Raw genomic sequence first — 18101 nt, 5'->3', positions numbered from 1 at the left:
CGGGACCTGAGGCCCGTGGGACCACGATCGGGGGGAGTGGGGGAGACGCATGCGCGAGATCCGCGAGATCGGGGACGGGATCGGGGAGGCGCGGGCGGCGGGAGCGCGCCGGCGCAGAGGGATCGCCCTGGCCGTGACCGGGCTGGTGGCGCTGCTCGTGCCGCTGACCGGGCCGGCCGCCGACGCGGAGCCGAAGCCGACGGTCGAGGAGGTGCACGCCCGCGTGGAGCGGCTGTACCGCGAGGCGGAGGCAGCCACGGACGCGTACAACGAGGCGGAGGAGAAGGCGAAGGAGCAGCGCAAGGAGGTCGAGCGGCTCGACAGGGCCGAGGCCGCCGCCGGCCGGCGGCTGGACGGGCTGAAGGACGACGCGGGCGCGCTGGCCCGGGCGCAGTATCGCGGCGGCGGGGTGCCGATGGAGGCGCAGTTGCTGCTCAGCGACGACCCGGAGGAGTTCGTCGACGACCTGCGGCTGGCCCGCAAGGGGCACCATGCGCAGCGGCGGCTGATCACCGAGATGACCGGCACCCAGGAGCGGTTGGACGGGTATGCGAAGCAGGCCGCCGGGACGTATGCGCGCCTGGAGCGCAGCCGCGAGGCCAAGGCCGAGGCGAAAGAGAAGATAGAGGAGCGTCTCGCCGAGGCGAAGGAGTTGGAAAAGCGCCTCAAGGCCGAGGAGCGGGAGCGGCTGCGCAGGCTGGAGCGGCAGCGGGCCCGCGAGGCGCAGGCGCGCTGGCTGGACTCCGGGATCCTGGACGAGATCGACGCGGCGGCGACCCCCGCCGGCAAGGAGGCCATCGCGTACGCCACGGACCAGCTCGGCAAGGACTACGTGTGGGGCGCCGAGGGGCCGGACACGTTCGACTGCTCGGGGCTGACGATGCGCGCGTGGGAGGCGGCGGGGGTGCGGATCCCGCGGACCTCGCAGACCCAGCTGGCGGGACTGCCGCGGATCGACGTGGCCGAAATGCGCCCCGGTGACCTGATCATTTATCACTCCGATGCCAGCCACGTCGGCATATATGTCGGTGACGGCACGATCGTGCACGCGCCGCGGCCCGGCCGACAGGTGACCGTGGCCGGCGCCGGCACCATGCCGATCAAGGCCGTGGTGCGCCCCGATGCGTGATCTGCGTCATGCGGGCCGGCCCGCCGGATCCGGGGCGGGGGGCCCGGCGCGGGCCTGTCAGCAGGGCAAAGGGCCGGGGGAGCGGTTGTGTTCCGGGCCGCGTCGCCCGTTCCGTACCGGCGGGTGATCACGCTAGGGTCCCTCCTTGGCGGTGGAGCTGGAGACAGCACAAGCCGCCGCCCACGGCCGTGAGCGCGCTCGCGCCCGGCCGTCACCCTCGGGGGGAGGGAAGGATGAACGATGCCCGCACCCGGGCGTTTCCCGGCCTCCGGACCGCCCGGCGGACCTGACCAGTCCGCCGCAGGCGCCGGGGGGCCCGACGCGCAGGCCGCGACGCGGCGGCGGCAGCACACGCAGCCGCCGGCCGGGTACGCGCCGTCACCGCTGCCGCACGCGCCGCTGCCGGCGCAGCGCTCGGGGCACGGGCCGGTGCCCGGCCCACCGCCCGCGTGCCAGCGGGCGGTGCCGGAGCTGCTGACGCTGCTGCTGATAGAGGCGGAGCCGGGCAGCGGGCCCGGCATCGCCCGGATGCTGGAGGAGGCGGGCGCCGGCCGCCACGGCGAGCGGATCCGGGTGCGCACGGCGCGCAACCTCACCGAGGCGGAGCGGCTGCTCGGCCCGGACGTGCACTGCATCCTGCTGGACCTCAGTGTGACCGGCGAGGCGGGCGCCGCCGACGACTCCGGTCCCGCGGAAGGGGACGACAAGCTGGAGGCGCTGCGCGAGGTGCTGGCCATGGCGCCGCTGCACGCGGTGCTGACGCTCACCGACGAGGACGACGCCGAGCTGGCCGCCGAGGCCGTCCGCGTCGGCGCGCAGGACTACCTCTTCCGTGGCGAGCTGGACGGCCGGGTGCTCGGCCGCGCCATCCGGTATGCGGTCGAGCGCAAGCGGGCCGATCTGGCGCAGAGCCGGCTGACGGCCTCGCGGCTGCGGGCGCAGGAGAACGCCCGGCTGGAGCGCGGGCTGCTGCCCACCCCGCTGCTCGCCGGCTCCGGCCTCGGCTTCGCCGCCTGCTACCGCCCCGGCCTGCCGCCGCCCTCCGCCGGCACCATCCCCACCCGGGCGCTGCTCGGCGGCGACTTCTACGACGTGGTGCGCACCCCCGACGGCGCGGTGCACGCGATGATCGGCGACGTCTGCGGCCACGGGCCGGACGAGGCCGCGCTCGGTGTGGAGCTGCGCATCGCCTGGCGGGCGCTGACGCTCGCGGGCCTGGTCGGCGACGAGCTGCTGGCCACGCTCCAGCAGGTGCTGGAGAACGAGCGCGCCGACGACGAGATATTCGCCACGATGTGCACGGTCGACGTCTCCCCCGACGCCCGGCGCGCCGGGCTCCACTTGGCGGGCCACCCCGCCCCACTGATCGCCGTCCCGGGCGGCCGGCCGCAACTGATGCCGCAGGAGCTGGGCGGCCCGGCACTCGGCCTGCTGCCGCGCGCCCGCTGGCCGCGCCAGCAGGTGGAGCTCGGCGGCGCCTGGAGCCTGATGCTCTACACCGACGGCCTCATCGAGGGCCGCACGGGCCCGGGCCGCGCCCGGCTCGGCCAGGAAGGCATGCTCACGCTGGTCGGCAGGCTGCTGGACCAGGGCCTCGCCGGCGACGGCCTGCTGGACGCCGCGGTCACCGAGGCGCGGGCCCTCAACGGCGGCGATCTGACCGACGACGTGGCGGTGCTGCTGCTGGACCGGCCCCCCGGCCCTCCCGGTCCACGCGGCCCCGGAGAGCCGTGAGCGCCGGCCCCGGGGGGCCGGCGCTCGTTGAGCCTGGGTGCGGTCGCGGGTCAGCGACCGTTGAACGGGCCGTAGGGCCCGTCGGAGCTGCTGCCCCCGCGGCGCCGGCCGCCGCCGACCTGCCTGAGCGCGGGCCGTACGTCCACCATGAACACGATGGCCGCGATCAGAGCGATGATCGGCAGGAACGACATGATCGGGAAGATGACCATGACGGCGAAGCCGACGCCGAGGATGATCAGCCAGAACTGCTTGGTGTTCTTGTCGGCGGCGCGGTAGGCGTCCTCGCGGGCCAGGGCCGCGAGGATCAGGGCCGCCCCGGAGAACACCGTCAGAGCCAGGCTGAGCAGCCCGAGCAACGAGTAGAAGCCAGAGATGAGCACGCGGTCCACCGCCTATGAGTCCGACTAAGTGTTCAGGGGTCCGGCGCAGACACCGTACCCGCATAACGCCCCGGGCACGCGAGGTGTGCCCGGGGCGCGGTGCTCAGGAGTCCTTCTTGGGCGTGGTCTTCTTCGCGGCGGACTTCTTGGCGGTGCCGTTGGCGCTGGTCCGGGGGGCGCGCTTGCGGGGCGCGGCCTTCTTGGCGGCGGCAGGCTTGCCGGCGGGCTCGTCACCGGCGGCCTCGTCACCGGCGGACTTCCTGGCTCCGGCAGGGGCGGCAGCCTCGTCGGCAACGCCCTCCCCGGCCGCACCCTTCTCCTCGCCCTTCTCCTCACCGGGCCGGATGATCTCGGTGGTCACCTCAACCGCGTCGGCGGTGTCGCCGCGCCACTCCGCGACCGCACCGCGACCGCGCTCGGCCAGCTCGTCGTAGGTCTCGCGGGCCCTCACCGCGTACTCGGCGGCGCGGCCCACGCCCTGCAGGGCGAGATCCTGTGCCGTCTCGCGCAGCTTCTTCATGTCGGTGTCCAGGCCGCCGAGCCGCTCGGCGGCCTTCGCCTGCGCCTCCTTGGCCCGCTTCGACATCCGCTCCTGCACATCCCGCGGGTCGGTCTCGCGCACCGCGGACAGCCGCTCGGGCGCCTCGGCCCGCAGCCGCTCCACCAGCGCGGGCACCTCACGCAGCTTCTCCAGCGCGAGATCGGCGGTGCCGGCGACGGCGTAGAGGGGCGTCGGGTCCTTGAGCGTCTTGCGTACGTCGTCGGTGATGGTCATGGCGTTCTCCTCCGGTCGCTGGCGGGCTTCGCGTCGCCCTCACCCCGCCCGGCACCCGCCCGCGGGGCTTCCCCGTTCGTCTGTTCCCCCTCCGCCTGCCCGCCCGCGTCCTCGCGCGCGTTCTCCTTGCGGAAGGAGTCGTAGATCTGCAGCAGGACCTGCTTCTGCCGCTCGTTGATCGCGGTGTCGGTGAGGATCGCGCTGTGCACCGCCATCCCGTCGACCCCGTCACTCCGGCGCTCGTCAAGGATCCCCGCCTGCACGTACAGCGTCTCGGCGGAGATCCGCAGCGCCTTCGCGAGCTGCTGCAGGATCTCGGCGCTGGGCTTGCGCAGCCCGCGCTCGATCTGACTGAGGTACGGATTCGACACCCCGGCGGCGTCGGCAAGCTGCCGCAGACTGAGCCGCGCGCTGCGCCGCTGCTCCCGCAGGAACTCGCCGAGGCTGCCGACGTGTATCGAACCCATGCCTCGATGCTGCCGCACCAGCGCTAACTATTGCAAGCGCTCTGCTTGCAAGTGTGTCACACGCCACATATCGCGACACTATCGCGAATCGCGTAGGGGGCCGCGGGCGGTGAGCGGCAGCCGGCTCATGAGAGGACCACCCCCTCTGCAGCCCTCCTGGGCAGGGTTGTGACCTCTCGGTCCCGGCGGGTGCATGGCTTGTGGCGCGACCCCCCGAGGTCTACCTCCACCAGCGCGACCAGGGCGTGACCCCGGACCGGCTCAAGGCCGCCCTCACCCGGCTCGCCCGCGTGGCCGCCGCCTGATCACCGGGCCCCCGGACGGGGGCCGGGGCCTTTCAGCCGCCGGATCGGGCTTTGACGATGCAGAAGGGATGCCCGGCCGGATCGGTGAGGACCCGCCACCTCTCCTCGTGAGGCTGGTCCGCCGGCTTGCCCGCGCCCAGCTCCAGCAGCCGGGTCTCCGCCTCGTCCAGCTCCCCTTCGACCGTGAAGCAGAGGTGAAGCTGCTGGGGAACGGTGGGGGCGGGCCAGGTCGGAGCCCGGAAGTCGTCGACCCGCTGAAAGCCGAGGAAGAGCCCGTCCGCACGGTTGAGACCAGCGAAGTCGGCGCCCGACCCCGGGTGGGGTCCGAGGCCGGTGGCCTGCTGATAGAACGCCGCCAGAGCCGGTGGATCAGGGCAGTCGAGCGTGATCGCGCTCAACGTCATCTGCGGGGCCACAACACACCTCCGGGCCTGCCGGTGGACTTCCGCCACGAACACCCTAGGGACAGCCTCAACCGGAAGCACCACGGTTTTCCGGGGCAGGAGACGGGGCGGCGGGGCGGTCCGGAGGTGGTTGACCTTCACCCTGGGGGAAGCCGCAGAGTCGGTCGGGCCGGGCGAAGGGCCCGGTATGAGGAGGGACGGCATGGGGTTGCTGACCATCGGGGCCTTTGCGAAGGCGGCGCGGCTGTCGCCCAAGGCGTTGCGGCTCTACGACGAGCTGGGGCTGCTGGTCCCCGCCCGCGTCGACCCGGTGACCGGCTATCGCCTCTACGCTCCGGAGCAGTTGGAGCGGGCCCGGCTGGTCGCCTGGCTGCGGCGGCTCGGGATGCCCCTGGCCCGTATCCGGCACGTCTGCACGCTGGCCGCCGGGCCGGCCGCGGAGGAGGTCCGGGCGTTCTGGGCGCAGGTCGAGGCCGACACCGCCGCGCGGCGGGAGCTGGCCGCCTTCCTCGTCGACCACCTGTCGTGGAAGGAACCCGCCATGCCCCTGGGAATCCGTTACGCAGCCCTGTCCGACACCGGCCTCGTTCGCGAGAGCAACCAGGACACCGCCTACGCGGGGGACCGGCTGCTCGCCGTCGCCGACGGGTACGGGGGGCGGGGAGCCCCCGCGAGTGCCGCCGCCGTCGATGCGCTCAAGCGCGTGGCGACCGACGGTGTTCCGGCCGGCAGCCTCCTCAACGTCCTTCAGGACGCGATCGAGCAGGCGAAGCAGGCGGTGTCCGGCGCCGCCGCGGCCGGCGTCGCGCCCGGGGACGCCGGGACGACGCTCACCGCGATGCTCTGGACCGGGTCGCAGCTCGCCCTCGTCCACATCGGCGACTCCCGCGCGTACCTCCTGCGCGACGGTGAGCTGTTCCGGATCACCCACGACCACACCATGGTGCAGTCGATGGTCGACGAGGGACGTCTCACCCCGGAGGAGGCCGCCTCCCACCCCGAGCGCTCCCTGCTGATCCGCGCCCTGGGCGAGGGAGCCGACGCCACCGCGGACATGCGCCTGCACGACGCGCGGCCCGCCGACCGGTATCTGCTGTGCTCCGACGGGCTGTCGGCCGTCGTGCCGGACGATGAGACCGGCCGGGTGCTCGCCGGAGGCGACGGGCCCGAGCAGACGGTCCGCGCGCTCGTCGCCCTCGCCAACGGCTCCGGCGGGCCCGACAACGTGAGCTGCGTCGTGGCCGATGTCGTGGAGCTTCAGCAGCAGTAGGCGGGATGCACGCCGAGTGGTGCCGGATGCGCTCGCGCGAACTCCGGCGCGCGGCCGGGGAGTACCGGCTCGTGCTCGCGGCTAGGCGAACGTGTACGTCGTCCAGTCGGCGTAGACGTCGTAGCCGAGGCGCTGGTAGAGCGCGTTGCTGGTGGGGTTGGCCGCGTTGGTGAAGAGGACGGCTTCCGTGGCGCCGGCGGTGAGTGCCGCGCGGGTCACCGCCGCCGTCGCGCCGGCTGCGTAGCCGTGGCCGCGGTGGGCGGGCGGGGTGTAGACCGGGTCGACCATGGCGAGCCCCGCGACCGTCGGGTTGAGGCCGGCCATGGAGACCGGGGTGCCGTCCGGGGTCTCCCAGAAGGTGTAGTCCTTGTCGGCGTAGCGGGTCGTGGGCCAGGTGCCGGTGTCGATGGTGACGGTCTCGCCGACGTCGGCGGCGAAGCCGCGGCAGAAGTCGACGACCTGGCCCAGGCCCGCCTCGCCCGCCGCCCGCGCCCGCCCCGCCGGCGCGGGCTCCGGCGGCGTGAGCGTGCCGAGCCGGCGCAGGCGGAGGCGGACGGCGGGGGTGGGCGTCGCGCCCGTACGGTGCTGCCAGGCCAGCGCGAAGGCGGTGGTGGTGTCGTGGTCGCCGCCGACGCCGGGGAGGGTGTGCCCGAGGGCCGCGAGGTGCGCGGCGAGGGAGTCGGCCTGCGCCGCGGTGAGCGGGGTGAGGCCGAGGGTGCGGCCCGGCAGTCGGTGGCAGACGCCGAGGACCGACCCCGCCCGTGACAGCAGGCCCAGCAGCGGGCGCCCGCCGCCGTACGGGCCCGTACCGCGGGCTTGCAGCCGTGCCGTCCAGGTGAGCGCCATGACGTGCGGTACGGGCCGCGCGCGCAGGAACTCCCCTGTTTCGGTCAGGAATTCGTCGAGGTCTTCGGTGAGGTGCCAGCCGTCCGCGCGCATGCCTCATGGTCCCCCCGGGGGCCGGCCGCGGGGAAGCCCCTGGTCAGCCCGGGCGGCGGGCGGCGATCAGCGCCTCGATGCCGTCGAGCACGCGCTCCAGGCCGAAGGCGAACTCGTCGTAGTCCGAGGGATTCTGCGGCGGCTGTACGTCCGGCTCGTCGAAGGCGCCGCCCTCCACCGCCGTACGCAGATGCGGCAGCCGGCCGGTGTCGGAGACCCGGAGCAGGAAGTCGCTGTACTCGTTCATCAGCCGCTCCATGTCCGGGCTCCCGCCCATCACCAGGGCGATGGACACCTCCGCGCGCACCTGGTTGCTCACCAGCAGTGCCGTGGCCACCTTCTCCCACTCCGTCAGCGGGGTGTCGCGGAGGATGTGGAGGGCCTGGTCGAGCGCCGCGAGCTGGTTCGGGGTGACCGGCGGGCCGCCGGCCGGAATGTGTGCCACGGCCCACGGGTGCGCGAACATCGAGGCGCCGACAGCCCGGTACCAGTGCCGCAGCCCCGTCCGCCAGTCGCCCTCGGCCTCCTGCGGCAGCGGCGCCGGCGGGCCCAGGGCCCCGTCGACCATCAGCGTGATCAGCTCGTCCTTCGTGGCCACGTACCGGTAGAGCGCCATCGTCGAGACGCCCAGCTCCTTGGCGACCCGGCCCATCGACGCGGCCTCGATCCCCTCGTCGTCCGCGACGGCGACCGCCGCCGCCACGATCCCGTCCAGGGTCAGCCCCCGCTTCGGCCCCTTCTGCGGGCGGGGCCGCAGTCCCCAGGCGGCCTCGACGCTGGCGGGGACGGCTCCGGTGTCGCGCTTGTCTCCGCCGTGCGTGTCCGCGCCGTGCTTGTCCGCGTCTGCGGCGTCCATGGCGTCCATCTGCTCAGTTTACGCCATACGCAGTTCCGTGTATGGTCTACGCAGTAATGTGTACGACATACGCAGAAAATGGAAAGCAGGAAGCAGAAAGCAGGAAGCAGAAAGGGGGGTGCTGTGCCTCAGCCCATCCGCCCCGCCGTCGAGGCGGCCGGCCTCACCAAGGCGTACGGCGGCACGACCGTGCTCGACGGCGTCAGCCTCAGCGTCCCGCCCGGCTCCGTCTTCGCCCTCCTCGGCCCCAACGGCGCCGGCAAGACCACCGCGGTCCGGATCCTCGCGACGCTGCTGCGCGCGGACGCGGGCACGGCGCGCGTCGCCGGGTTCGACGTGGTCGCGGAGCGCGCGCGGGTCCGCCGGGCCATCAGCGTCACCGGCCAGTACGCCGCGCTCGACGAGCAGCAGACCGGCGCCGAGAACCTCCGCATGGTCGCCCGCCTCACCGGCCTGTCCCGCCCCGCCGCCGCCCGCCGCGCGGAGGAGCTGCTGGAGCGGTTCGGCCTCGCCGGGGACGCCGCCGGCCGCCGCGTGGGGACGTACTCGGGAGGCATGCGCCGCCGTCTCGACCTCGCGGCCGGCCTGGTCGGCGACCCCTCCGTGATCTTCCTCGATGAGCCGACCACCGGCCTCGACCCCCGCAGCCGCCAGGCCGTCTGGGACGAGGCGCGCCGCCTCGCCGACGCGGGCGTCACGGTCTTCCTGACCACGCAGTATCTGGAAGAGGCCGACCGCCTCGCCGACCGCATCGCGCTCCTCGACGGCGGCAGGCTCGTCGCCCAGGGCACGGCTGCGGAGCTGAAGCAGCAGGTCTCCGCCGAGCGGCTGGACCTCACGCTGATCTCACCGGAGGCGTACGAGAAGGCGGCCCACGCCCTGGACCACCTCGCCGTACGCCGCGACCCGGGCACCCGCACGCTGGGCGTCGCCACCGACGGCCGCGCCGCGCACATACGCGACCTGCTCGACGCCGTCGACCCCGACCGCACCCTGATCGAGCGCTTCGCCGTGCACTCCGCGACGCTCGACGACGTCTTCCTGAAGGTGACCCGCGATGGCTGACGCCCTGACCCACTCGATGACCATGGTCGGCCGCTCCGTGCGGCTCAGCTCCCGCAGCCCCGACGCCGTGATCACGGCGCTGGCGCTGCCCGTGCTGCTGATGCTCGTCTTCGTCTACCTCTTCGGCGGCGCCATCGACACCGGCGGGGGCTACGGGCGCTATGTGGACTACGTCGCCCCCGGCGTCCTCGTCCTGTGCGCCGGCTTCGGCGCCGGCACGACGGCGATGAGCGTCGCGGACGACATGAAGGGCGCCGTCATCGACCGCTTCCGCGCCCTCGACGTCGGCGGCACCGCCATCCTCGCCGGCCACGTCGCCGCCAGCGTCGTGCGGAACCTGGCCGCCACCGCGCTGGTCTTCGCGGTCGCCTTCGCCGTCGGCTTCCGCCCGGACGCGGGTGCCGGCGCCTGGCTGGCGTCGGCGGGCATCCTGCTGGCGGTGATCACGGCCATATCGTGGGTCGCGGCGGCCGTCGGGCTGCTGGCCAACTCCCCGGAGGCGGCGGGCGGCTTCACGTTCTTCCTGGCCTTCCTGCCGTACCCGTCCAGCGCCTTCGTCCCGGTCGACACGATGCCCGGCTGGCTCCACGGCTTCGCCGAGCACCAGCCGCTGACACCGGTGATCGAGTCGGTGCGGGGGCTGCTGCTGGGCCGGCCGGTGGGCGGCAGCCCGTGGGAGGCGCTGGCGTGGTGCGCGGTGCTGACGGCGGCGGCGGTGGCGGCAGCGGCGGCGCTGTTCCGGAGGCGGGCGACGTAACACCTCACACCCCGCCGAACAGCTCCAGCAGCTCCGTCCGGCCGGCCACCCGTGCCGCCGCGACCGCCGACGGCGATCCGGCCTGCGGGTCCGCCCCGTACCGCAGCAGGACCTGCACGACCTCGTCCGCCCCGGCCCGCACCGCCGCACACAGCGGCGTCGCGCCCGCCGCACCGGCCTGGTCCGCGTCGGCCCCCCGCTGCAGCAGCGCGGCGACGGTCCCGGGGTGCCCGTGCGCCGCGGCGAGCATGACGAGGGTGTCTCCGGCGTCGTCCCGCAGCCCGGCCGGTACCCCGGCGTCGACGTACGCGGCCAGCGTGTCGGTCCGCCCCTGCCGGGCGAGGTCGAAAGCCTTGGCGGCCAGCTCGAACACGGCGGGATCGTGCGCGGGCTCGTCGGCTCCACTCATGCCGTCACCCTACGCCGCACACACCTGTGCGCTACGTGACCGCCACCCGCCCGGCCGGAGCCAGCTCCGCCAGCTCGGCGACGGCGGGCGGGGTCCCCGGCAGCTCGCGCAGCAGCCGCCGCTTCCGCGGGTCGCGGTGGTAGCCGCAGAAGGCGATGCCGGCTCCGGCGGCGGCAGCGGCGTCCGCCGGGGAGTCGCCGACGAGCACGCAGGCGTCCGGCCGCGCCGGCCAGTACGCGAGCGCGCCGAGCAGGACCGTCGGGTCCGGCTTCATCAGCCCGGCGTCGTCGGGGCGGCCGACGACGGGGCCGTCCTCGAACCAGCGGGCCAGCCGGGCGCGTTCGAGGAACACCCGGATGGCCGGTTCCGAGTTGTTGGAGGCGACGCCGAGGAGCACGCCGCGGTCCGCGAGCCGCGCCAGCAGGCCGGCGGCGCCCGGGGTGGGCACGGCGGTGGCGCCGGCGGCGGCGAGTTCGCGCTCGTCCAGGCGCTTGCGCATGGCGGCGACGACGGGGTGCTCCGGCTGGCCGCGGTGGCGCAGTGCGGCGGTGGTGCGGCGGTACACCTCGTGCGGGTCGGGGACCGGCGCGAGCCGGGCGCGCAGCTCGGGCAGCTCGCCGAGCAGGGTGCGCAGGTCGTCGGCGATGCCGGGGGCGACGCTGGCGGGCCCGCCGGGCGGCCCGGCGAAGAACCGGCACAGCGGCCCGTCGAAGTCGAGCAGTACGCAGCGGGCGCCGGCGAGCGGGTCCGCCGGGGCGGGACCCGGGCGCTGCGCGGGACGGTTTCCGGGAAGGGCGAAAAGACTGTGGTCAGGGCGTGTCATGGGCGGCTCCGTACAGGAGCTCCTCCATCCCGTGGACGACGAGGTCGGCCTGGCCGGCGTGCCCGGTCCGGAAGGCGGTGGCGTGGGGCGGCGGGGCGAAGCCGACGAAGGTGACGCGGGCGGTGCGGGCGGCCTGGAGGTCGGCTGCGGTGTCGCCGATCATGACCGTTTCCTCGGGCGCGGCTCTCGTGGAGGCCAGCGCCCGGTGCAGGCAGTGCGGGTCGGGCTTGAGGTGCCGGGCGTCGGCCGTCCGGCCGTGCACGTGGGGGCCGAAGTACTCGGCGAGGCCGTTCCGGTGAAGGTAGGCGCGTACGGACCGCTCGGAGTTGTTGGTGGTCAGGGCTATCTGGCGGCCGGACCGTACCAGCCGGCGGACCAGTTCGTACGCCCCGGGCGTCGCCCGCGCGGTGACCACCGCCCTCAGCTCCTCCTCGGTCAGCAACCGCTCCAGTGCGATCGCCGCTGCCTCCCGCCCCGGCGCGTGCGCGACGTGGCCGAGTATCCGGTACGGGTCGCTCTGCCCCGCCACCCGCGTCACCAGGTCCGTCTCGCCGAGTTCCGTGAGCCGCCGCCGCATCCGGGCGGCGACCTCCGCGGGCGGGTGTCCGTGGAAGAGCCGGCAGACGGGCCCGTCGAAGTCGAACAGGACACACTTCGCGGACTGCAGGAGGGCGTGGAGATCGGCCACATGGCTCCATAAGTCGGTTGCCCCGGGCGGGTGGTCAGGGCGGTGGCGGCAGCGCCCCGGCCGAGTACCGGCGTCTCAGACGCTGGCGACGACGATACCCCGACTGGCCCGCGAGCCAGTCGGCGAGCGCCGCCATGACCTCGCCTTCTTCCGGGACCCGCGTCAGTCCCGCGGCCTTCACCGCGTTGTCCAGGGAGCGCCGGATGCGCCGGGCCCCGCGCCGCAACTCCGCGTCGCCGGCGTCCGGGGAGAGGCTGAGTGCCGTGCGCATGGTGTCGGGGTAGAGCGACTGCGCGCGTTCGAAGTCGAGGTAGACCTCCAGGTCCTCAAAGCCGCGGGTGGCGTCCGCGAGGCCGTGCCCGGTCATCTCCTCGTACCACAGCTCCTTCATCCGCTCCGCCTCCCGCGGCCCGTAGCCCATCCGCAGCAGGTGGGTGGCCAGTTCGTGCAGCGGGTCGCCGAAGAGGGCGATCTCCCAGTCGACGACGAAGAGGTCGCCCGTGTCGCCGGGCAGCCGCAGGACGTTGTCGCGGTGCAGGTCGGTGTGGAGGAGCCGGAAGGGGCGCCGGGTCAGGTCCGCCGCGCGCCGGTGGAAGCGGTGGGCGGCGGCGCCGGTGACGCCGAGCGCCTCGAAGAGCGTGCCGAAGTCGTCGTGGTACGTGAGGAAGACGCGCCTCTCCGCGAAGTCGACCAGCGTCCGCAGGAAGGCCGGGGTGTCGTCGCCCACCGGCCACTCGGGCGGCAGCGGCGGCAGGTCGCCCGCGGGCACCTCGGCGATGCGCCGCATCACCTCGGCGAGCTTGCGCAGCGTCGGCTCGCCCACCGGCTCGTCCGCCGGGTGGTGGTCGGACAGCGGCGTGCCCTCGGTGAAGGTGTGCAGCGCGTGGCCGCCGCGGGTGAGCAGGCAGGTGGGCACCGCGGGCAGGTGCGCCTGGACGGCGGCGAGCACGTCGGCCTCGTTCCGCCAGGCGCGCGGCAGGACCTCGACGGTCTTCATCGGCGTACGGATCTTGCCGCTCGCGCCCGGCTCCGCGCGCACTATCGCGGCGAAGGCCGCGTCCAGCGGCACCACGTAGTTGGTGTTGTGCTGGCCGTGCAGCAGGATGCCGCCGGGGCGGCGGCGGTGTCGCCGGAAGTGCCAGCGCAGCCGCAGCTCGTACAGCAGTCGCGGCAGGCCGCCCTGGGGTCCGGGCGCTTCGGTGGGCATGGGCGGTGGCAGACCGTTCACGAGCACGTCGGATGGGAGCAGCCGCCCTGCACAGGGCGGCTGACGACGGCTGAGATTACCGCAGGAGTGTTGCCGCGGCGTGACGGCCGGGGTCACAGCGTCGGGGGTATCCCGGGATACGGCGCCGCAATTTTCTGCCATGCCGACTCGAACCACCGCTTGGCGCTGTCGACGTACGCGGCCTCGTGGCGGTCGCGGGCGTCGTCGGCCGAGGAGTGGCGGTACAGGGAGGTGTCGACGCCGAGGACGTCGTAGATGTCCATGTGCCCGTCGGGGTCCGCGGGCTCGTCGGTGGCCGTGGGCTCGTCGCCCGCCGGGGCGGGGACGCGGTTGGGGACGACCTCGTAGAAGCCGGTGAGGGCCTCGGTGCCGTTGAGGACGTAGAGCTTCGTGGTCGGGGTGAGGGCCACGCCCCGGACCTCGACGGAGAGTTCCTTCACGCGGCCCCGTTCGCGGAGGTACTGCAGGGTGTGGGCGAAGGAGCGCGCGTGCAGCTCGACCAGGCGGTTGAGGCGCTTGAGGGGGCGCGGGTCGGACGGGTCGCCGACCAGCAGGGGGAGCGCCAGGTGGGCGTCGGGGCTGGGGACCATGAGGCGGCAGGTGACCGAGTGGGGGGCGGCGCGGCCGGCGGCGATGGCCATCAGGGTGGGCGCGATCGCCTGGTTGAGGGTTTCAGTGGTCAGGCTGAAGGCGTCGAGGGTCACGTGGGTGGCCTGAAATGCCACGTCGAGCCGTTCTGCCAACTCCACCCCCGCGGTGAGCGACGGGGCCTGTTCCGCGTAGGCGGCGGGCTCCGCGACGGTGGGCGGTGACCCCCTGCCGACGTCGGCGAGCAGGTGCTCGCGCTTGAGCAGGTCGAGGGCTTTGCGTACGACGCCGCGCTCGACGTCGAACTCGTCCATCAGGGCTTTCTGTGTCGGCAGGCTGTCGCCCGGCCGCAGTTCGCCGGAGTCGATGCGTGCGCGCAGTGCGTCGGCGACACGGTCGCGTGCGACCCGGCCGCCCGTTGCCGAAGGCTGGTCCCTGCTCACCCCGCCAACCTTACAACTTCCGGCCAACCGCCGCCGGTTGTCTCGATATTGTTTTGAGTTGGTCACCAACTGGGCACAAGTTAAGCAGAGTTGGTGACCAACTCTGCGGGCCTGATGGCAGCCGGGGGAAGTTGGCGGTGATGGTCGTCGACCGGGCTCGCGCTCTCCCGCTGTTCAAGGGCGCATGGGGGGAGGGGGGGACCGCCGCGTTGGCAGAAGGGAGGACCCGCCATGCCGGTCGGCATCACTCTGGCCATGTCCGCGCTGCTCGTCGGCTTCGAGCGGTTCGTCGAATGGCGCTTCGGTGCGGTGGGGGCGATCGGGCTCACCACCCTGCTCGTGGGAGTCAAGGCACAGAACGTCACGTGCATGACCATCGGCGGGCTCGCGCTCGCCGTGCTGCTGCTCCAGTCCGCCGAGCCCGGCCGCGCAGCGGCCGGGCAGTGACAGCCGCGCGGCGGCCGGGCAGTGACAGCCGCGCGGCGGGCGGAGGACTAGAACATGTCGGGACACCACGGCCGGCGCGAGGTGCGCAGCAGGGCGTCCGCCCGCGCGGCGGCGCCCGGGCGCTCCTCGTCGACCAGGCCCAGTGCGGCGAGCCGCACCGCGGACTCGTCGCCCAGGCAGAGCCGCGCGAGCTCCGCCACGCCGAGGGTGAGGTCGGCGCTCCGGTCCGTGGGCGTACAGGCGGTGCCACCGGTGCCGCCGGTGCCGCCCGGGTCACCGGCGTCCAGCAGGAAGCGCCCGCCGGCCAGGCCGGCCGGGTCGTGCACGTCCAGCACCAGGGAGCCGGAGGCCGCGTAGCCGCGGGCCTCCAGAAGACGCGGGACGTCCAGTGGCCGCAGCCACAGGTAGTCCGCGTGCGTGGTCACCCGGGCCGCCCGAGGGTCACCGAGGAAGAGGGGGAGGAGATCGTCGGGCGCCCGGTGGCCCGTATGGATGGTCGTGATCCAGTCGAACGAGACCAGGAAGCGCCAGAGCGCCCGCTCCGCGGCGGGCGTGACGGCGATCAGGTCGGACACCGTCAGCTCGTCGTCGGAGAGCTTGCCGGGCCACTCGCCCCACTTGGTGCGGTACGTGACGAAGCCCTCCGGCTCGCCCGCCGCAGAGCGGTACACCGCGTAGAAGGGCTCCTTCCACTCCCCTTCGACGCTGAAGCGGGACCCTCCCGTGTCCAACTGCCACTTGAACGCGCTCCGGTTCACCGCGCCCGGCACCAGCCGGCGGAACCTCTCGTGCAGCGGCGGGCCGATCTCCAGCAGCTCGGCGGTGTCGAGGAAGCGGACCGTGCCGCCGTCGTCCGGGCCCGCGTAGCGCGGGTCGAGCTGGGCGCGCCGGGTGCTCACGTCGTAGTCGGCCGTCCAGGTGGCGGGGCCGAAGCCGTAGCGGGCGTAGATCGGATACTCCGCGGCGATCAGGCTGGCGACCACGTCGCCGCGCTCCTTCGCCGCCGCCATGTCCTCCGACATCATCCGGCTCAGCAGCCCCCGCCTGCGGTGCGTCGGCGAGACCGTGACGGCGGACACCGCGCACGAGGACACCTCGGCCCCGCCGGGGACCGTCAACTGCTGGTCGAAGCTGCGGTACGTGCCGACCCAGCGCCCGCCGTCGTACGCGCCCCGCACCCGGGTGAGGTCGCGCACCTGGCGGAACAGTGCCACGTCCGCCTCGGTGACCGAGGGGCCGCGCATGAAGCCGGCGTGCAGCGCGTGCATCCAGCCGGCCACGTCGTCTTCGGTGAGCGTGCGGATCTCTACGCCGTCGCTCATGACCTCGCCCCCGCCCGCGGGAACGTACTGCCGGAGTGATGGATCATGCGCCCACGCTAGGCGCCGGACGTCAGAACGTCGCGCGAATTTCCCCGACCCGCTCCGCGCCGCCCAGCAGCGGCGCCGCCCCGATCCTGGCCAGCACCGGTGCCCGTACGCCCAGCAGCGCCAGCCCCCGTGCGAGCACCGGCCCGACGGCCCGCAGCGTCCCGTCGTCGACCTTGAACGCCAGCGCCCGCCCGTCCGGCAGCGCCACCGCCTGCACGCCCTCCGCGCCGACCTTCGACAGCGCCCCCGGCACCCCGCGCATCAGCCAGGTGTCCCACCGCCGGGTGCCCGCCACGTACTCGGGGTGGGCCCGCATCGCGTCCGCCACCCGCCGCTGCGGCGTGTCCGCCGCGGCCAGCACCAACTGCCGGAAGCCGCGCGCCAGCGCCGTCAGCGACAGCGACATCAGCGGCGCGCCGCAGCCGTCGACGCCGACGTGCCGCACCTCCTCGCCCGCCGTCTCCTCCACCACCTGCCGCACCAGCCGCTGCAGGGGGTGTTCGGCGGCCAGGTACGACTCCAGCGGCCAGCCGTTCGCGACGCAGGCCGCGAGCATCGCGGCGTGCTTGCCGGAGCAGTTCATGGCCACCCGGTCCCGGGCGTGTCCCGCGGCGAGGTACGCCTCCCGCTCCTCGGGGTCCAGCGGCAGGTCGGCGGGGGTCTGCAGGGCGTCCTCTGCCAGTCCGGTCTCGGCGAGCAGCTTGCGTACGAGGTCCAGGTGGAACTGCTCGCCCGAGTGGCTGGCCGCGGCCAGCGCCAGCCGCTCACCCGCCAGTTCCCCCACGGCCGTACGGGCCCCTGCCCGCAGCACCGCCGCCGCCTGGAACGGCTTGTTCGACGACCGCGGGAACACCGGCGACGTCACGTCCCCCCACGCCCGCTCCACGGTGCCGTCCGGCCCCAGCAGCACCAGCGACCCGCGGTGCCGCCCCTCCGTGAAGCCCGAGCGCACCACCTCGGCCAGCACGGGCGCGGGTCCGGCGGCTGCGTTCTCCTCGGCGGGCAGGGGGCTGGACTGGGTGCCAGGCCGGGGACCGGGGACAGGCGGCGGGGATATCGGGGTGTCGTCGTGCATGGGCGGGCGCCTTCCGTGCCGGGGACGGCCTCGGGGTCTGAAGCTCCGTCACGCGGTGTCAGAACTCAGGACAGCAGGTCGTCGACCTGCGCCTCCCCTTCACGATAACGGCGCGCGATCTCCGCGCTGCACTCGTCCGCCGTCCGCTGGAGCCGCTGCCGGCGCCCGGAGATCCGCACCTCGTAGCCCGCCAGCCGGGCGAGGCCCTGGTGCAGCTCCTCGTCCGTACGGGCCGACAGGTCGGACAGCGCGACCTCCGCGAGCATCTCCTCGGCCAGCTCCCGGTAGTCCTGGCGCAGCGGCGGGCCCAGCGTGACGTGCCGGGCCGAGGCGGGGCGCGGCGAGGGGCCGTCGGTGAGGATCTCGGGCAGCCGGTCGAGCACCGGCGAGCGCGGGCTGGTGCGGCGGCCCAGCTCGGCGCGGAGGATGTCGATCCGGCCGTGCAGCAGCCGGCGTACGTAGCTGAGGTCGGCCTCCTCCTGCTGCGCGGAGCGGCGCAGCAGCCGCAGCTCGGGCAGGTCGAGCGCGTCGAGCGGCGCGGGCGGCATCGCGGGTCCGGGGGCGGTGAGCAGGGCGGTGGCGGTGGCTCCCATCGGCGCGGACGCGGCGGGGCGCGCCCCTGCCCTCATGGCCTGCGCCGCCTGCGCCGCCTGCGCCGCGCCGCCGTCCGCGGCGCGCGGCCCCGGCGGGCGGGCGCGCCGGTCGGCAGCCGGGCTGCTGCGCGCGGTCGGTACGGGCGGCGTGGGCCGCCCGGCTCCGGGAGAGCTCATGCGAGTGTCAGTCCCCTTCGTCCGAAGATGCCGCATTCGACGTGGCGACCTGCCGGACACCGTAGGCAATCGTGCCATTGCAGACACCCGTATCGCAGGGAGACCGCGCCCGTTCGGCCCCGCGCACGTTGCGGCGCCCGGGGGCACGGCGGCGCACGTCACGACATCGGGATAAT

20 protein-coding genes are annotated in these 18101 nt (G+C 74.3%); 6 read left to right on the top strand and 14 right to left on the bottom strand.

Features of this window, described 5'->3' with window-relative positions; translation table 11 throughout:
• The first annotated feature begins 49 nt into the window (after positions 1-49).
• Positions 50-1129, top strand: coding sequence for a C40 family peptidase (locus B124_RS22195; protein ID WP_496504667.1), 1080 nt, complete (start codon positions 50-52; stop codon positions 1127-1129).
• 240 nt (positions 1130-1369) lie between these two features.
• Positions 1370-2863, top strand: a complete 1494-nt coding sequence (locus B124_RS22190) for a PP2C family protein-serine/threonine phosphatase (RefSeq protein WP_496504666.1) — start codon at positions 1370-1372, stop codon at positions 2861-2863.
• A gap of 50 nt (positions 2864-2913) precedes the next feature.
• Here B124_RS22190 and B124_RS22185 read toward each other — a convergent pair whose 3' ends face one another.
• The 4 genes from B124_RS22185 to B124_RS22170 form a co-directional block, all read right to left on the bottom strand.
• Positions 2914-3246 (bottom strand): DUF2516 family protein, encoded by a 333-nt coding sequence (locus tag B124_RS22185; protein ID WP_496504665.1) that lies wholly within the window; start codon positions 3244-3246, stop codon positions 2914-2916.
• 103 nt (positions 3247-3349) lie between these two features.
• The gene (locus B124_RS22180) at positions 3350-4021 is read right to left on the bottom strand and encodes a hypothetical protein (RefSeq protein ID WP_496504664.1); all 672 of its coding nucleotides are present in this window, start codon (positions 4019-4021) and stop codon (positions 3350-3352) included.
• Complete coding sequence (locus B124_RS22175; protein WP_496504663.1) at positions 4018-4488, bottom strand: helix-turn-helix domain-containing protein; 471 nt, start codon at positions 4486-4488, stop codon at positions 4018-4020. Before B124_RS22175 ends, B124_RS22180 begins: the two co-directional genes overlap by 4 nt.
• 337 nt (positions 4489-4825) lie before the next feature.
• Positions 4826-5209 (bottom strand): VOC family protein, encoded by a 384-nt coding sequence (locus B124_RS22170; protein ID WP_496504662.1) that lies wholly within the window; start codon positions 5207-5209, stop codon positions 4826-4828.
• Positions 5210-5399: 190 nt separating this feature from the next.
• Between B124_RS22170 and B124_RS22165 the strand changes: the two genes are divergently transcribed.
• Positions 5400-6467 (top strand): MerR family transcriptional regulator, encoded by a 1068-nt coding sequence (locus B124_RS22165; protein ID WP_496504661.1) that lies wholly within the window; start codon positions 5400-5402, stop codon positions 6465-6467.
• An 81-nt stretch (positions 6468-6548) separates the two neighbouring features.
• On the opposite strand, the gene B124_RS22160 is transcribed toward B124_RS22165, so the two are convergent.
• Both B124_RS22160 and B124_RS22155 read right to left on the bottom strand, forming a co-directional pair.
• Entirely contained in the window at positions 6549-7406 is an 858-nt protein-coding gene (locus B124_RS22160; RefSeq protein WP_496504660.1) for a GNAT family N-acetyltransferase, read from the bottom strand.
• A gap of 43 nt (positions 7407-7449) precedes the next feature.
• On the bottom strand, positions 7450-8271 hold the full coding sequence (locus B124_RS22155) for a TetR/AcrR family transcriptional regulator (RefSeq protein WP_496504659.1): 822 nt from the start codon (positions 8269-8271) through the stop codon (positions 7450-7452).
• Between the two features lie 114 nt (positions 8272-8385).
• On the opposite strand from B124_RS22155, the gene B124_RS22150 reads away from it, so the two are divergent.
• Positions 8386-9327, top strand: coding sequence for an ATP-binding cassette domain-containing protein (locus B124_RS22150; protein WP_496504658.1), 942 nt, complete (start codon positions 8386-8388; stop codon positions 9325-9327).
• On the top strand, positions 9320-10084 hold the full coding sequence (locus B124_RS22145; protein ID WP_496504657.1) for an ABC transporter permease: 765 nt from the start codon (positions 9320-9322) through the stop codon (positions 10082-10084). The genes B124_RS22150 and B124_RS22145 overlap by 8 nt, the downstream gene beginning before the upstream one ends.
• Before the next feature lie 4 nt (positions 10085-10088).
• Here the strand turns inward: B124_RS22145 and B124_RS22140 are convergent, their stop codons facing one another.
• The 5 genes from B124_RS22140 to B124_RS22120 all read right to left on the bottom strand — a co-directional run bounded on the left by B124_RS22140 (position 10089) and on the right by B124_RS22120 (position 14263).
• Complete coding sequence (locus tag B124_RS22140) at positions 10089-10493, bottom strand: ankyrin repeat domain-containing protein (protein WP_496504656.1); 405 nt, start codon at positions 10491-10493, stop codon at positions 10089-10091.
• 31 nt (positions 10494-10524) lie between these two features.
• A complete protein-coding gene (locus B124_RS22135; RefSeq protein WP_496504655.1) occupies positions 10525-11316 on the bottom strand; it encodes an HAD family hydrolase in 792 nt (263 codons plus the stop codon).
• Entirely contained in the window at positions 11303-12004 is a 702-nt protein-coding gene (locus B124_RS22130) for an HAD family hydrolase (RefSeq protein WP_496504654.1), read from the bottom strand. Before B124_RS22130 ends, B124_RS22135 begins: the two co-directional genes overlap by 14 nt.
• A gap of 34 nt (positions 12005-12038) precedes the next feature.
• Positions 12039-13211, bottom strand: a complete 1173-nt coding sequence (locus tag B124_RS22125; RefSeq protein ID WP_496504653.1) for a phosphotransferase family protein — start codon at positions 13209-13211, stop codon at positions 12039-12041.
• A gap of 113 nt (positions 13212-13324) precedes the next feature.
• Positions 13325-14263, bottom strand: a complete 939-nt coding sequence (locus B124_RS22120) for a GntR family transcriptional regulator (protein WP_496504652.1) — start codon at positions 14261-14263, stop codon at positions 13325-13327.
• Between the two features lie 231 nt (positions 14264-14494).
• Between B124_RS22120 and B124_RS22115 the strand changes: the two genes are divergently transcribed.
• Positions 14495-14710, top strand: a complete 216-nt coding sequence (locus B124_RS22115; RefSeq protein WP_496504651.1) for a hypothetical protein — start codon at positions 14495-14497, stop codon at positions 14708-14710.
• A gap of 47 nt (positions 14711-14757) precedes the next feature.
• On the opposite strand, the gene B124_RS22110 is transcribed toward B124_RS22115, so the two are convergent.
• From B124_RS22110 to B124_RS22100, 3 genes are all read right to left on the bottom strand, one after another.
• A complete protein-coding gene (locus B124_RS22110) occupies positions 14758-16032 on the bottom strand; it encodes a GNAT family N-acetyltransferase (protein WP_496504650.1) in 1275 nt (424 codons plus the stop codon).
• A 70-nt stretch (positions 16033-16102) separates the two neighbouring features.
• Positions 16103-17155, bottom strand: coding sequence for an asparaginase (locus tag B124_RS22105; RefSeq protein WP_496504649.1), 1053 nt, complete (start codon positions 17153-17155; stop codon positions 16103-16105).
• Between the two features lie 65 nt (positions 17156-17220).
• Positions 17221-17925 carry an RsiG family protein gene (locus tag B124_RS22100; protein ID WP_496504648.1) on the bottom strand — a complete coding sequence of 235 codons (705 nt, stop codon included), beginning with the start codon at positions 17923-17925 and terminating at the stop codon, positions 17221-17223.
• Positions 17926-18101: the final 176 nt, after the last annotated feature.

It is taken from the genome of Streptomyces sp. CNP082 (assembly GCF_059570535.1).
Note: the sequence above shows the minus strand (reverse complement) of the source record. Positions and strands in the feature narration are given on the sequence as shown.